16 protein-coding genes are annotated in these 13,398 nt (G+C 67.6%); 2 read left to right on the forward strand and 14 right to left on the reverse strand.

The window, feature by feature from the left end:
- Positions 1-21 precede the first annotated feature (21 nt).
- The gene (locus tag ACF1AJ_RS07230; RefSeq protein WP_391506727.1) at positions 22-993 is read right to left on the reverse strand and encodes an aldo/keto reductase; all 972 of its coding nucleotides are present in this window, start codon (positions 991-993) and stop codon (positions 22-24) included.
- Positions 994-1,137: 144 nt separating this feature from the next.
- Between ACF1AJ_RS07230 and ACF1AJ_RS07235 the strand changes: the two genes are divergently transcribed.
- Entirely contained in the window at positions 1,138-1,635 is a 498-nt protein-coding gene (locus tag ACF1AJ_RS07235) for a methylated-DNA--[protein]-cysteine S-methyltransferase (protein ID WP_391506728.1), read from the forward strand.
- Positions 1,632-2,231, forward strand: a complete 600-nt coding sequence (locus ACF1AJ_RS07240; protein WP_391506729.1) for a DNA-3-methyladenine glycosylase I — start codon at positions 1,632-1,634, stop codon at positions 2,229-2,231. Before ACF1AJ_RS07235 ends, ACF1AJ_RS07240 begins: the two co-directional genes overlap by 4 nt.
- 349 nt (positions 2,232-2,580) lie before the next feature.
- Here the strand turns inward: ACF1AJ_RS07240 and ACF1AJ_RS07245 are convergent, their stop codons facing one another.
- The 13 genes from ACF1AJ_RS07245 to ACF1AJ_RS07305 all read right to left on the reverse strand — a co-directional run bounded on the left by ACF1AJ_RS07245 (position 2,581) and on the right by ACF1AJ_RS07305 (position 13,385).
- Positions 2,581-3,390, reverse strand: a complete 810-nt coding sequence (locus ACF1AJ_RS07245; protein ID WP_391506730.1) for a YaaA family protein — start codon at positions 3,388-3,390, stop codon at positions 2,581-2,583.
- A gap of 1 nt (position 3,391) precedes the next feature.
- Complete coding sequence (locus ACF1AJ_RS07250) at positions 3,392-3,952, reverse strand: ATP-binding protein (protein ID WP_018190355.1); 561 nt, start codon at positions 3,950-3,952, stop codon at positions 3,392-3,394.
- A gap of 1 nt (position 3,953) precedes the next feature.
- Positions 3,954-4,214: a F0F1 ATP synthase subunit epsilon gene (locus tag ACF1AJ_RS07255; RefSeq protein WP_018190354.1), complete on the reverse strand. Its 261-nt coding sequence runs from the start codon at positions 4,212-4,214 to the stop codon at positions 3,954-3,956.
- Positions 4,215-4,216: 2 nt separating this feature from the next.
- Positions 4,217-5,680 carry a F0F1 ATP synthase subunit beta gene (atpD, locus tag ACF1AJ_RS07260; protein WP_026307115.1) on the reverse strand — a complete coding sequence of 488 codons (1,464 nt, stop codon included), beginning with the start codon at positions 5,678-5,680 and terminating at the stop codon, positions 4,217-4,219.
- A gap of 25 nt (positions 5,681-5,705) precedes the next feature.
- Positions 5,706-6,605, reverse strand: coding sequence for a F0F1 ATP synthase subunit gamma (locus ACF1AJ_RS07265; protein ID WP_018190352.1), 900 nt, complete (start codon positions 6,603-6,605; stop codon positions 5,706-5,708).
- Between the two features lie 38 nt (positions 6,606-6,643).
- Positions 6,644-8,281, reverse strand: a complete 1,638-nt coding sequence (atpA, locus tag ACF1AJ_RS07270; protein WP_391506731.1) for a F0F1 ATP synthase subunit alpha — start codon at positions 8,279-8,281, stop codon at positions 6,644-6,646.
- A gap of 22 nt (positions 8,282-8,303) precedes the next feature.
- Positions 8,304-9,095: a F0F1 ATP synthase subunit delta gene (locus ACF1AJ_RS07275; RefSeq protein WP_391506732.1), complete on the reverse strand. Its 792-nt coding sequence runs from the start codon at positions 9,093-9,095 to the stop codon at positions 8,304-8,306.
- The gene (locus ACF1AJ_RS07280; protein WP_391506733.1) at positions 9,095-9,667 is read right to left on the reverse strand and encodes a F0F1 ATP synthase subunit B; all 573 of its coding nucleotides are present in this window, start codon (positions 9,665-9,667) and stop codon (positions 9,095-9,097) included. Before ACF1AJ_RS07280 ends, ACF1AJ_RS07275 begins: the two co-directional genes overlap by 1 nt.
- 28 nt (positions 9,668-9,695) lie before the next feature.
- A complete protein-coding gene (gene atpE / locus ACF1AJ_RS07285) occupies positions 9,696-9,917 on the reverse strand; it encodes an ATP synthase F0 subunit C (protein WP_018190348.1) in 222 nt (73 codons plus the stop codon).
- Between the two features lie 51 nt (positions 9,918-9,968).
- Complete coding sequence (atpB, locus tag ACF1AJ_RS07290; protein WP_018190347.1) at positions 9,969-10,766, reverse strand: F0F1 ATP synthase subunit A; 798 nt, start codon at positions 10,764-10,766, stop codon at positions 9,969-9,971.
- A 179-nt stretch (positions 10,767-10,945) separates the two neighbouring features.
- Positions 10,946-11,440: a hypothetical protein gene (locus ACF1AJ_RS07295; RefSeq protein WP_309857896.1), complete on the reverse strand. Its 495-nt coding sequence runs from the start codon at positions 11,438-11,440 to the stop codon at positions 10,946-10,948.
- Positions 11,437-12,678 (reverse strand): MraY family glycosyltransferase, encoded by a 1,242-nt coding sequence (locus tag ACF1AJ_RS07300; RefSeq protein WP_391506734.1) that lies wholly within the window; start codon positions 12,676-12,678, stop codon positions 11,437-11,439. The genes ACF1AJ_RS07295 and ACF1AJ_RS07300 overlap by 4 nt, the downstream gene beginning before the upstream one ends.
- The gene (locus ACF1AJ_RS07305; protein ID WP_018190344.1) at positions 12,675-13,385 is read right to left on the reverse strand and encodes an L-threonylcarbamoyladenylate synthase; all 711 of its coding nucleotides are present in this window, start codon (positions 13,383-13,385) and stop codon (positions 12,675-12,677) included. The genes ACF1AJ_RS07300 and ACF1AJ_RS07305 overlap by 4 nt, the downstream gene beginning before the upstream one ends.
- Between the last annotated feature and the right edge of the window lie 13 nt (positions 13,386-13,398).

Below are 13,398 nucleotides of genomic sequence, written 5' to 3' on the forward strand. Positions count from 1 at the left end.
CAAGGTTCTTCTGGTGCGATCTCAGCTCGCTGGAGCGAAGATCTCCCCGATCTCGGCGACCTCCTCCGCGGTCGGCTTCCACGCGGTCGCCGCCTCGGCGTTCGCGACGATCTGCTCCGGCTTCGTCGCCCCCGCGATGACGCTCGACAGCCCCGGCTGGGCGAGCAGCCAGGCGAAAGTCGCGGCCAGCATCGTGACGCCGCGCTCATCGCAGAACGCCTGGTAGCGCTCGATCCTGTCCCAGGGCGCCTCGTCGAGCAGGTGACGGCGGATGTGCATGATCCGGCTGTCGGCGGGGCCGCCCTCGCGCGTGAACTTGCCGGTGAACAGGCCGTTGTAGAGGGGGAAGAACGGCAGGAAGCCGAGACCGTAGCGGTTCACGGCCGGGAGCACCTCCCGCTCGACATCGCGCGCGAGAAGGCTGTACTCGTTCTGCGCGGAGATGAACTTCGGGTGCCCGCTGAGGCGAGCGGTGAATTCGGCTTCGGCGATCTGCCACCCCGACAGGTTGGAGTGGCCGATGTAGCGGATCTTCCCTTCGGTGATCAGATCGTCGAGCGTCGCGAGGGTCTCCTCGATGGGCGTCACCGGGTCGGGGCGGTGCAGCTGGTAGAGGTCGATCCAGTCGGTGCGGAGCCGGCGGAGCGAGCTCTCGACCGCAAGGCGGATGTAGCGGCGGGAGGCGCGCGCATCCCAGTCGGGTCCGTTGAGACCGGCCATGTCCATCCCGAACTTCGTGGCGAGCACGATGCGGTCGCGCTTGCCCTCGAGCGACTTGCCCATCAGCGTCTCGGACAACCCGCGTTCGGAACCGTAGATATCGGCGGTGTCGAACAGCGTCACGCCGGCATCGATCGCGGCGCCGATCACCGCGTCGGTGCCCTCCTGCGTCTCGGTGACGGTGTCCTTCCGCCCGAAGTTGTTGCAGCCGAGACCGATCGTGGAGACGACGAGGCCGGAGGGGCCGAGAGTGCGGTATTCGATGTTCGCCATGCCTCGAGTCTAGGCAGGGCGCAGGAGGGCCACGGATGCGACGGCGACGGGGTGAAACCGTCCCCAGACCGAGACCGGAGCGAGTTATCCCCCGATGTCCGATTCCCGCGAGTGTGCGTCGGTGGCGCGCCCTAGAGTCGTCCCATGAGCAGTTCCTTCGCCTATCTCCTCCGCACCCCGAGCCCCATCGGGCGGCTCGAACTGACCAGCGACGGCACGGCTGTCACGTCGCTCTCCATCGAACGGGCCGGGCACCTCCCCCTCGAAGACCATCCCGAACGCAGCACACCCGTGCTCGACGACGCGGCCGCTCAGCTGGAGGAGTACTTCTCCGGGTCTCGGCGCGCGTTCGACGTCCCGGTCCGGCTGCAGGGCACCCCGTTCCGCCAGGCGGTGTGGGAGAGGCTGGCGTCGCTCGAGTTCGGCACCTTCGTCTCGTACGGCGAGCTCGGCGCCTCCCTCGGTCACGCGGGCTACGGCCGCGCGATCGGCGGGGCGGTGGGCGCGAACCCGGTGCCGATCATCGTGGGCTGCCATCGCGTGCTCTCCTCCAGCGGTCGGGTGACCGGGTACAGCGGTGGCGACGGCATCCCCACCAAGATCTGGCTCCTCGAGCACGAGGGGATCCTGCTGGCCGCATGAGCGACACGACGACGACCCCGGCCCGCTCCGCCCTCGCCGTCGGCGAGGACGGCGTCGCCCGCTGCTCCTGGTCGGCGAGCGATCCGGAGTACCGCCGCTACCACGACGAGGAGTGGGGCCGACCGCAGCACGACCCGCGCGCACTCTACGAGAAGCTCTGCTTGGAGGGGTTCCAGGCAGGGCTCTCGTGGATCACCATCCTGCGGCGACGGCCGGCCTTCCGGGAGGCCTTCCTCGGATTCGTCCCCGAGAAGGTCGCCGCCATGACCGAGGCCGACGTCCAGCGCCTGCTGCACGACGACCGGATCATCCGTCACCGCGGCAAGATCGAGGCGACGATCTCGAACGCGCGCGCCGTGCTGCAGCTCGACGTGCCGCTCGAAGAGCTCATGTGGAGCTTCGCCCCCGAACCGCGCGCGGGCCACAGGCCACGGCAATGGGGCGAGATCCCCGCCGTGACGGCCGAGTCGACCGCGCTCAGCAAGGAGCTCCGGCGCCGGGGATTCCGGTTCGTCGGTCCCACCACGATGTACGCGCTCATGCAGGCGACCGGAATGGTCGACGACCACTTCGAGGGCTGCTTCCGCGCGGTATGAGCCGCGGAGGCGCGATCGATGCGGGCTCGATCAGGAACTCGGGAGAGGACCGAGAGAGTCGGGCCGACGGCGGATATGGACTCCGACACCGGATTCTCGCTGGTGAGGGCGTACCGCTCGTGCCCGACCGCAGGCGGAATCTTGGTGCCTCACACTCCGGCGAAGGAAACGACGCATGGGGATGACGCGTCGGCCACCACACGTCGGCCCGACTGTTGAGACGGAACACGCAACCAGTGCGCGCGCGCCTCGGATCAGTTGATCCTCTCTCTTGGTTGTGAGCTTATCTCACTTTTCACTCCTGCACCACTGAAAGTTGGCCGGGAGTGTCGCCATTCGGGCGGTGTCGTCACACCCGCAGCGCCGCCATGAGCTTGCCGGGAGCGCCCCGAACCTCCGGGACGACGAGCTCCAGGTCGCGGGAGCCATCCCCCGCGGGCCGCAGCTCGTACCCTTCGGCATCCGCCCAATCCAGAAGCGACGCGGTCGTCTCGAACCCCGCTCCCGCCTCGATCAGCGCGCGCGTCAGCAGACCCTTCGCCTGCTTGTTGAAGTGGTTCAGCGCGCGGACATGGCCCGACTCGTCGCGAGCGAGCACGCGCACGTAGTGGGCGCCGTCGCGTTCGGGAAGCGGTGCCAGCGCCGCATACCCCTCGGAGCGGAGATCGAGCAGGAGGTCGTCCCGCTCGGCCAGGGCCGCGGCCCCCGCCTGCGACCACCGCTTCTTCAGGGACGCCGCGCCACGACGCAGAGACAGGCGCGAGTCGAACGACAGCCGGTACGCCGGCACCGGATCGTCCGCGCCGACAAGACCGAGCAACGCCGACTGCACGGCGACCGTCTCAGCAGCGACCTCCCAGTCCGCAGAGGAGAGCGACTCGGCATCGAGGGCGTCATAGAGGACGCCCGTGTAACGCTCCAGCGCGCGCATGGTCGGAGCGGACGGGATGCCGCGGTTCCGCTCCACTTCGCCAGCCTGCTTCGGACCCAGCTTGAGCGCTCGGATCGCCGCATCGTGGTCCGCGGCGAGCTCGACCACCGCATCCACCACCTCACGGCGGACAGGGTTCAGTGAGGGGAAGCGCAACCGCTCCACGGCGAGCGGAGACCCCGCTCCCCCGTCCCTCTTCGTCTCGGAGGGCGGGAGCAGGATGAGCACGCTAGCCCTCCACGAAGTTCAGTGCCGTATTGACGTTCTCGCCCAGCGGCGCCGCGGTGTCCAGGGTCACCCGGGGCAGCGTGCCGCACGCGCCGCGCCACTCGTCGTACTCGTCGGTGCTCTGCTCGACGGCGTACGCCGCGACGAGGCCGCTGCGCTTGCCGAGACGCTCCTCGTGGAGCTCGGGGTCGGAGCACACCGTCTCGATCACGCGAAGCTTCACGTCGCACCGCTCCGCCAGGTCGCGCCACTGCAGACGCGCCGGCTCCACGGCGTTCACGGCGTCGACCACGACCGAGTGGCCCGAGAGCAGCACCTGCTCCGCCATCGTCTCCGCCACCAGATAGGCCGCGAGCCCGGTCGGCTGGTCGGAATCGATCCCCGCCCGGATGATCGACGCCTCGATCGGGTCCACCGAGATCACCGTGGCGCCCATGCGCCCGGCCAGGATCTCCGCGATGGTGGACTTCCCGGAACCGGGAAGCCCCGCCATCGCCACCAGCATCGGGACGCGGACGTCTCCGAACTGGCGCTCCAGCGGGGCTCCCTGCTGCCCGGACATGTCAGACCAGCTCGGCCTGACGGGCCACGATGGTGACCGTGTTGTTCTCGACGGAGAGGAAGCCGTCATCGGCGTTGGCCGTGATCGACTCGCCCCCGTTCAGGGTCACACGCACCTCGCCCTGCGCGAGGATGGCCAGCAGCGGCTCGTGGCCGGGCAGGATACCGATCTGCCCTTCCACGGTGCGCGCGACGACCATGCTCGCCTCGCCCGACCACACTTCGTGGTCGGCGGCGACGACGCTGACGTTGAGGACAGCCATTGTTAGCCGTTCTCCTTCTGAATCTGCGCCCACTTCTCTTCGACGTCGGAGATCGGTCCGACGTTGAAGAAGGCCTGCTCGGCAACGTGGTCGAACTCGCCCTTGGCGATCGCGTCGAACGACTCGATGGTGTCCTTCAGCGGGACGGTCGAGCCCTCCACGCCGGTGAACTTCTTCGCCATGTAGGTGTTCTGCGAGAGGAACTGCTGGATCCGGCGCGCACGCGACACCGTGATCTTGTCCTCCTCCGACAGCTCGTCGACACCGAGGATCGCGATGATCTCCTGCAGCTCCTTGTTCTTCTGCAGGATCTGCTTGACCGTCGTGGCCACGCGGTAGTGGTCCTCACCCAAGTACCGGGGGTCGAGGATGCGCGAGGTCGAGGTCAGCGGGTCGACCGCCGGGTACAGACCCTTCGACGCGATCTCACGGGAGAGCTCGGTCGTCGCGTCCAGGTGGGCGAACGTGGTCGCCGGCGCCGGGTCGGTGTAGTCGTCGGCCGGCACGTAGATCGCCTGCAGCGAGGTGATCGAGTGACCGCGGGTCGAGGTGATGCGCTCCTGGAGCTGGCCCATCTCGTCCGCGAGGTTCGGCTGGTAACCCACCGCGGAGGGCATGCGGCCCAGCAGCGTGGACACCTCGGAACCGGCCTGCGTGAACCGGAAGATGTTGTCGATGAAGAGCAGCACGTCCTGGTTCTGCACGTCGCGGAAGTACTCCGCCATCGTCAGAGCGGACAGCGCGACGCGCAGACGCGTCCCCGGCGGCTCGTCCATCTGGCCGAACACGAGCGCGGTCTTGTCGAAGACGCCCGCCTCCTCCATCTCGTGGATGAGGTCGTTGCCCTCACGGGTGCGCTCGCCGACACCGGCGAACACCGACACACCACCGTGATCCTGCGCAACACGCTGGATCATCTCCTGGATGAGGACGGTCTTGCCGACACCGGCGCCGCCGAACAGGCCGATCTTTCCACCCTGCACGTACGGGGTGAGCAGGTCGATGACCTTGATGCCGGTCTCGAACAGCTGGGTCTTGGACTCGAGCTGGTCGAACGCCGGCGGGTTGCGGTGGATGGGCCAGCGCTCGGTGATCTCGACCTTCTCGCCGGGCTCGAGGTTCAGGATGTCACCGGTGACGTTGAACACCTTGCCCTTGGTCACGTCGCCGACGGGCACGCTGATGGGAGCACCGGTGTCGCGCACCTCGCCGCCGCGGACCAGGCCGTCGGTCGGCTTCAGTGCGATCGCGCGCACCAGGTCGTCGCCGAGGTGCTGAGCGACCTCGAGCGTGATCTCGGTCGACTCCTCGCCGATCGTGATCGTGGTCTTCAGGGCGTTGTAGATGCCCGGGATCGCATCGTGCGGGAACTCGATGTCGACGACCGGACCGGTCACGCGGGCAATTCGTCCCACACCGGCCGGCTGCGCGGTCGAAGCCTGGGCTTCGGCGGTAGCGGTAGTCATGATTGTTATCTCTCTCGTTGGACGATCAGTGGGACGAGCTCAGCGCATCCGCGCCGCCGACGATCTCGGAGATCTGCTGAGTGATCTCCGCCTGACGGGCGTTGTTGGCCAGACGCGTGTAGTCGGTGATGAGCTTGTCGGCGTTGTCGCTTGCAGCCTTCATGGCCTTCTGCGTCGCGGCGTGCTTGGAGGCGGCCGACTGCAGCATCGCGTTGAAGATGCGGCTCTCGATGTAGACGGGGAGCAGCGAGTCGAGCACCGTCCCCACATCCGGCTCGAACTCGTAGAGCGGCAGGACCTGCGTGCGGTCCGGCTCCTCCACGCCCTCGACGACCTCCAGCGGCAGCAGGCGGACGACCTGCGGCTCCTGGGTCAGCATGCTGATGAAGCGGTTGTAGATGATGTGGATCTCGTCCACACCGCCGTCGGACGCATCGCGCAGGAAGGACTCCAGGATCGCGTCGGCGATCTCCTTGGCCTGCTCGAACTCCGGGGCATCCGTGTTGCCGGTCCACACCCGCTCGAACGCACGGCGGCGGAAGCTGAAGTAGCCCTGCGCCTTGCGGCCGACGAGGAAGTACACGACCTCCTTGCCCTGGCTGCGCAGCAGCTCCGCGAGCTTCTCGGACTCCTTGAGCACGTTCGAGTTGAACGCGCCAGCGAGACCGCGGTCGGAGGAGAAGATGACGATCGCGGCGCGCTCGATCTTCTCCGGCTCGGTGGTCAGGACGTGGTCGACGTTCGAGTACGTCGCCACCGCCGACACCGCGCGCGTGATCGCGCGGGCGTACGGCGAGCTGGCGGCGACCCGCGCCTGCGCCTTCTGGATGCGGGAGGCGGAGATCAGCTCCATCGCACGGGTGATCTTCTTAGTCGTCTGGGCAGATCTGATCTTCTGCCGGTAGACCCGAAGCTGTGCTCCCATGTCTCTCCTTGTTACCTAGTCTCTCAGGGCCTCAGCGCTCAGCGCCGGGCCTTGACGATGCGCTCCTGGTCGACCTCGTCCTCGTCGATGGCCTGGAACTCCTCGCGTCCGACCGAGGCGAGCGGCTTGCCCTCACCGGTCTGGAACTCGAGCTTGAACGTGTCCACCTCGGAGTCGAGCTTCGCGACCGTGTCGTCGTCGAGGACGTTGGTGTCGCGCAGCGTGTCGAGGATGTCGGTGTTCCGGCGCAGGTGGTCGAGCAGCTCGGCCTCGAAGCGCAGGACGTCCTCGACGGCGACCTCGTCCAGCTTGCCGTTGGTGCCGGCCCAGATCGAGACGACCTGCTCCTCCACCGGGAACGGCGAATACTGCGGCTGCTTCAGCAGCTCGGTGAGGCGGGCGCCGCGCGCCAGCTGACGGCGGCTCGCCGCGTCGAGGTCGGACGCGAACATCGCGAACGCCTCGAGCGAGCGGTACTGCGCCAGCTCGAGCTTGAGCGTGCCGGAGACCTTCTTGATGGACTTGACCTGCGCGTCGCCACCGACTCGCGAGACCGAGATGCCGACGTCGACCGCAGGGCGCTGGTTGGCGTTGAAGAGGTCGGACTGCAGGAAGATCTGGCCGTCGGTGATCGAGATCACGTTGGTCGGGATGTACGCCGAGACGTCGTTCGCCTTGGTCTCGATGATCGGCAGACCGGTCATCGAGCCGGCGCCCAGCTCGTCGGAGAGCTTGGCGCAGCGCTCCAGCAGACGGGAATGCAGGTAGAAGACGTCACCCGGGTAGGCCTCGCGTCCCGGCGGACGACGGAGCAGAAGCGACACGGCGCGGTACGCCTCGGCCTGCTTGGACAGGTCGTCGAAGACGATGAGGACGTGCTTGCCGCCGTACATCCAGTGCTGGCCGATGGCCGAGCCGGTGTAGGGGGCGAGGTACTTGAAGCCGGCCGGGTCGGAGGCGGGGGCCGCGACGATGGTGGTGTACTCCATCGCGCCGGCGTCCTCGAGCGCGCCCTTCACCGAAGCGATGGTCGAGCCCTTCTGGCCGATGGCGACGTAGATGCAACGGACCTGCTTGTTGACGTCGCCCGACTCCCAGTTGGCCTTCTGGTTGATGATCGTGTCGATCGCGATGGCCGTCTTACCGGTCTGGCGGTCGCCGATGATCAGCTGACGCTGTCCGCGGCCCACCGGGATCATCGCGTCGATGGCCTTGATGCCGGTCTGCAGCGGCTCGTGCACCGACTTGCGCTGCATGACGCCGGGCGCCTGGAGCTCGAGCTCGCGGCGGCCCTCGCTGGCGATCTCGCCGAGACCGTCGATCGGGTTGCCGAGCGGGTCGACGACGCGGCCGAGGTAGCCGTCGCCGACGGGGACGGAGAGGACCTCGCCGGTGCGGGTCACCTCCATGCCCTCGACGATGTGGTCGAACTCGCCGAGCACGACGACGCCGACCTCGTTCTCGTCGAGGTTCTGGGCGAGGCCCAGGGTGCCGTCGGCGAAACGGATGAGCTCGTTGGCCATCACGCTCGGGAGGCCCTCGACGTGCGCGATGCCGTCGGAGGCGTCGAGGACGTGGCCGATCTCGGTCGCCTGTGCGGACGCCGGCTCGTATGTGGTGACGAAGTCCTTGAGCGCGTCGCGGATGTCGTCGGGGCTGATCTGTGTGTCTGCCATTGTGATTCCTATCTTGAGGCGGTCAGCCCGCCAGCTGAAGCCGGAGTTCGGCCAGACGCGACGCGATGCTTCCATCGATGACGTCGTCACCGATCTGTACGCGCAATCCGCCGATGATCGAGGGGTCGACGACCTGGTTGATCCTGAGGTCGCCGTAGGAGGCGCTGAGCACCGTGCGCAGGCGCTCGGCCTGGGCCTCGGGGAGCGCTGACGCGGCGTAGACCGTCGCGATGGTCTGTCCGGACTGGGCGGCCACCATGCGAGCAGCGGCACGGAGCGACTCGCGGACGCTGCGACCGCGGGGCTGCGACACGAGCTGACGCACGATGGCGATCGTCTCCTTCGACGCCCGCCCGCCGAGCAGGCGCTCGACGAGCGCGACCTTCGAGTCGGCCGAGGCGAGCTTGCTGCGCAGCGCGAGCTCGAGGCTCGCGTCGGAGGTCACGGCGCCTCCGAAGGTCAGCAGCTCGGCCACGATGTCGACGTCCCGCGGCGCGGAGCCGGCGATCGCGCGGATCCCCAGCTCCTCGATCGCGCCGAGCAGGTCGTCGTGCGACGACCAGCGCTGTGCGGCGATCACGGTGAGCAGTTCGACGGCCGGGGCCGACAGCGAGGCGAAGACGCGCTTCACGAGCGTCGTCTTGCCCTCCGCCGAGACCGTCGGGTCGCCGAGGACCGCCCGGAGCTGGGCCGAGTCGGCGACGACTCGCCCTGCGCGGAACAGGTCCTCAGCCGTCGCCAGATCGGCCTTGGACCCCAGGTCGGCGAGAGCCGAGACGGACCGGGCCAATGCTTCTCTGGTGGCGCTTCCCATCAGTTGCCCGATCCTGCCTTCTGGTCGGCCTGAGCCTTCTCGTCGGCTTCGAGGTCCGCCAGGAAGCGGTCCACGATCGCCTGTGCGCGCTTGTCCTCATCGAGGGCCTCGCGAACGACGGTCGACGCGAGGTCGATCGCCAGCGAGCCCACCTCGCTGCGCAGCTGGACGAGCGCCGTCTGGCGCTCCGCCTCGAGCTGCGCCTGCGCCTGCGCGGTCACGCGTCCGGCCTCCGTCGCGGCGGCCTCGCGGGCCTCCGCGACGATCTTCTGACCGTCGGCACGGGCGGTCTCGCGGATCTTGCCCGCCTCCGCACGCGCCTCGGCGAGCTGGGCGGTGTACTCCTCCAGCAGGGCCTCGGCCTTGCGCTGCGCCTCGTCGGCCTTCTCGATGTTGCCCTCGATCGCCTCTGCGCGCTCATCCAGCAGCTTCTTCATGCGCGGAAGCACGAGCTTCCAGAAGAAGAACAGGATGATCAGGAAGCAGAGAAGCGCGCCGATGATGTCCGGCCACTCCGGGATCAGCGGGTTGTGCGACCCCTCTGAGGCTGCGATCACCACACTCTTGAGCATGGTTCCTCCTTACTGAGGGAAAAGAGGATTACTGGAAGATGAAGTAGGTAGCGATACCGATGAACGCGAGCGCCTCGGTGAATGCGATACCGATGTACATCAGGACCTGGAGGCGGCCGGCCAGCTCAGGCTGACGTGCGACGCCCTCGATGGTCTTGCCGACGACGATGCCCACGCCGATGGCCGGGCCGATGGCCGCGAGGCCGTAACCGACGGTGGCGATGTTGCCGTTGATTGCAGCGATGTCCACGTTGTGTGTTTCCTTCCGTGATGGCGATCCGTGCGGGTGCGCGGATCGTTCTTAGTGTTCCTCGGCGACTGCCAGCTGGATGTAGACAGCGGTGAGCAGTGCGAAGACATAGGCCTGCAGGACTGCGACCAGGATCTCGAAGACGGTGAAAGCGAAGCCGAAGGCGAAGGTGCCGACGCCGAACAGCGACCACCAGCCGCCCGCCGTGAAGAAGAAGAACTCCGTGGCGAGGAAGAACAGGACGAGCAGCAGGTGCCCGACGACCATGTTCATCAGGAGCCGCAGCGTCAGGGTGATCGGACGCAGGATGAAGGTCGAGACGAACTCGATCGGCGTCACGATGATGTAGAGGAACCACGGAACGCCGGGCGGGAAGAGCGCGTTCTTGAAGAAGTTCTTCGGGCTCTTCTTGACGCCCGCGTAGATGAAGGCGATGTACGCGACGATCGCGAGCAGCAGCGGCACGGCGATGACCGAGGTGCCGGCGATGTTGAGGAACGGGATGATGCCGGTGATGTTGAAGAACAGCACCATGAAGAAGATGGTGGTCAGCAGCGGAAGGAACCGGCGGCCGTCCTTCTTGCCGAGCAGGTCCTCCGCGATGTTGACGCGCACGAAGTCGAGACCCATCTCGACGACCGACTGGAAGCGGCCCGGGATGAGACGCATCCGGCGGGTACCGAGCCAGAAGATGAGGATCAGCGCGATGGTCGCGAGAGCGCGGACCACGAAGATGCGGTTGAACTCGAGGTCACCGATCGTGAACAGGGTCGGGGGGAAGAACTCGTTGATCGAGGGACCCTGGAAGCTTCCATCATCGGAGCTTGCGGCCTGGACCAGCAGGTTCACAGCGTTAGCTAACAGCGCTATCTCCTGTTTCGGGGCGTCGAGCTGAAACAGCTCTCGCGACGACGAACGGTGGGACACCCTGCACTTCTCGCGACCTCAGAGGTTCTCGGGCGCGAACGGGGTGGGGGATCGCTCATAACTCTACAAGAGTTTTCAGCCCATAACGAATTGGATACGGGTCAGCGCTTCTCCCCCGGCAGCGTCACGTCGCTGACGTAGGGCACCCGGGAGCGGAAGACCACGATCATGTCCACCACAAGCGATCCGATCACGCCGGCGATGAGGCTGAGGAAGAGCACGACGGGGTTGATCCAGGGCTGGTCGCGCAGCAGGATCGCCAGCACCAGGAACAGCACGAACTTGACGATCCAGCCGCCCAGCACGATGCCGAAGAACAGGCCGACGAACAGGTCGGTGCCGATGAACCGGTTGGCGATCAGGATGCTGAGCGCTGTGATCGACAGGAACACCGCCGCCATCGCGGTGCCGATCAGCGCGCTCGTGACGCCCACCCATCCGGCGAACAGACCGCCGAGCAGCATCCCCACGACGGCGATCACCGCGGCCAGGATCAGGCCGTACTTCAGCACGTCCCTCAGCACGGGCGTCGAGGTCGGCTGGGCGGGCGGCTGGGCCGGCCGCGGGGCGGTGGCTCCGTCCTGCTGGTCGGTCATCGGGTCTCCTCGGTCAGAGCGGTCGGGGATGCGGGAGTGCGCTCGCTCGCAGCGTCGAGCTGGTCGAACCGGGCGGTCTCCACAGCCTCGCGGCTGCCGGCGGGCGCGAGCTCGGCGACGGCCTCGTTGGCTTTCCTGCGGCTCAGCGGAGCGAGAGTGAAGGCCGTGCAGACGACGAGCCCGATCGCGACGAAAACGATCGCCATCCAGTACGGGTCGAAGAAGAACAGCAGGCAGCCGATCGACAGCACGGCCGTCCACGCGTAGAAGATGAGCACCGCGTGGAGGTGCGTGTGGCCCATGTCGAGGAGGCGGTGGTGCAGGTGCTTGCGGTCCGCGCTGAACGGCGACTTGCCGGCCCGCAGACGGCGGATGACGGCGAGACCGAAGTCGAGAAGCGGGATGATGAGCACCGCGAACGGCAGGATGATCGGGATGAACGCCGGCACCAGCGACGACTTCCCGAGAGTCTGCAGGTCCTGCGGGTTGATCGTCCCCGTCACCGAGATCGCCGAGGTCGCCATGAGCAGCCCGATCAGCAGCGCTCCCGCATCCCCCATGAACATCTTCGCGGGGTGCCAGTTGAGCGGCAGGAACCCGGCGCAGGCGCCGACCAGGATCGCGGCGATCACGCCGGCGAGGCTGAAGTAGTTCTGCGGGCTGATCTCGCGCTGCAGGAGGTAGGTGTAGACGAGGAACGTGCCGTTCGCGATCAGCGCGACGCCCGCGACCAGCCCGTCCAGGCCGTCGATGAAGTTGATCGCGTTCATCACCAGCACGATGGCGAACAGCGTGATGATGATCGACATGACCGGCGAGCCGACGGTGAGGCCGCCGATCGGCAGCGAATAGATCTGCACGCCCAGCCAGGCGACGAGGCCGGCGGCCACGAACTGCCCGGCCAGCTTCGTCATCCAGTCGAGATCCCAGATGTCGTCGGCGACGCCGATCACGACGATGAGCAGGGAGGCCCCCAGGATCGCGAGGATCGGCCCCTGGTCGGAGAAGATCAGCGTCAGCACGCCGAACTGGCTCGACAGCAGCCACGAGACGCCGAAGGCGACCAGGATGCCGAGGAACATCGCGACGCCGCCGAGGCGGGGCGTCGGCCGGGTGTGCACGTCGCGCGCCCGGATCTTCGGGTACAGGCGATACCGCATCGCCAGCTTGTAGACGACGAACGACATCCCGAACGTGATGACGGCCGAGATCAGTGCGAGGGCGAGGAGGAGGGTCACGGGGCGGCGTCCGCAGCGGCCGCCGGCTCATCCAGGGCGTCGCCGACGACCTCGCGCAGCTGATCGACCGAGATGACGCCGTGACGCAGGATGCGCAGTCCGCCCACACCTGCGGCCAGAGCCGTCGCATCCACGATCGTCGACGAGGAGTCCTTGCCCTCGACGCGCTCGTAGTCGGAACCGGCCTCTCCCCCATCGAGGTAGACGGAGATGGAGTCGCCCAGCATGGCCTCGGCCTCGGCGGCGGTCCGGGCGGCCGGGCGGCCGGTGAGGTTCGCGGACGACACGGCGAGCGGACCTGTCTCGGACAGCAGCTCGAGCGCGATCGTGTCCTTCGGCATGCGGAGGGCGACCGTGCCCTTCGTCTCGCCGAGATCCCAGACCAGCGACGGCGACGCGGGCAGGACGATCGTGAGGCCGCCGGGCCAGAAGGCCTTCACCAGCGCATCCACCTCGTCCGGCACCCGCTCGGCGAGGGCGGCGAGCGTCGGGATGCCGGGGACCAGCACCGGCGGCGGCGACTGGCGGCCGCGTCCCTTCGCGTCGAGCAGGCGCTGCACGGCGGCGGGGCTGAAGGCGTCCGCTGCCACCCCGTACACCGTGTCGGTGGGGATGACGACGAGTTCGCCGCGCCCGATCGCGGCCCGTGCGAGGCGCATGCCGGTGAGCAGCTCGGAGTCGACGGAGCAGTCGTAGATGGAGGCCATGACGGCTCAATGA

It is taken from the genome of Leifsonia sp. NPDC014704, from assembly GCF_043083605.1.
Taxonomy (GTDB): domain Bacteria; phylum Actinomycetota; class Actinomycetes; order Actinomycetales; family Microbacteriaceae; genus Leifsonia.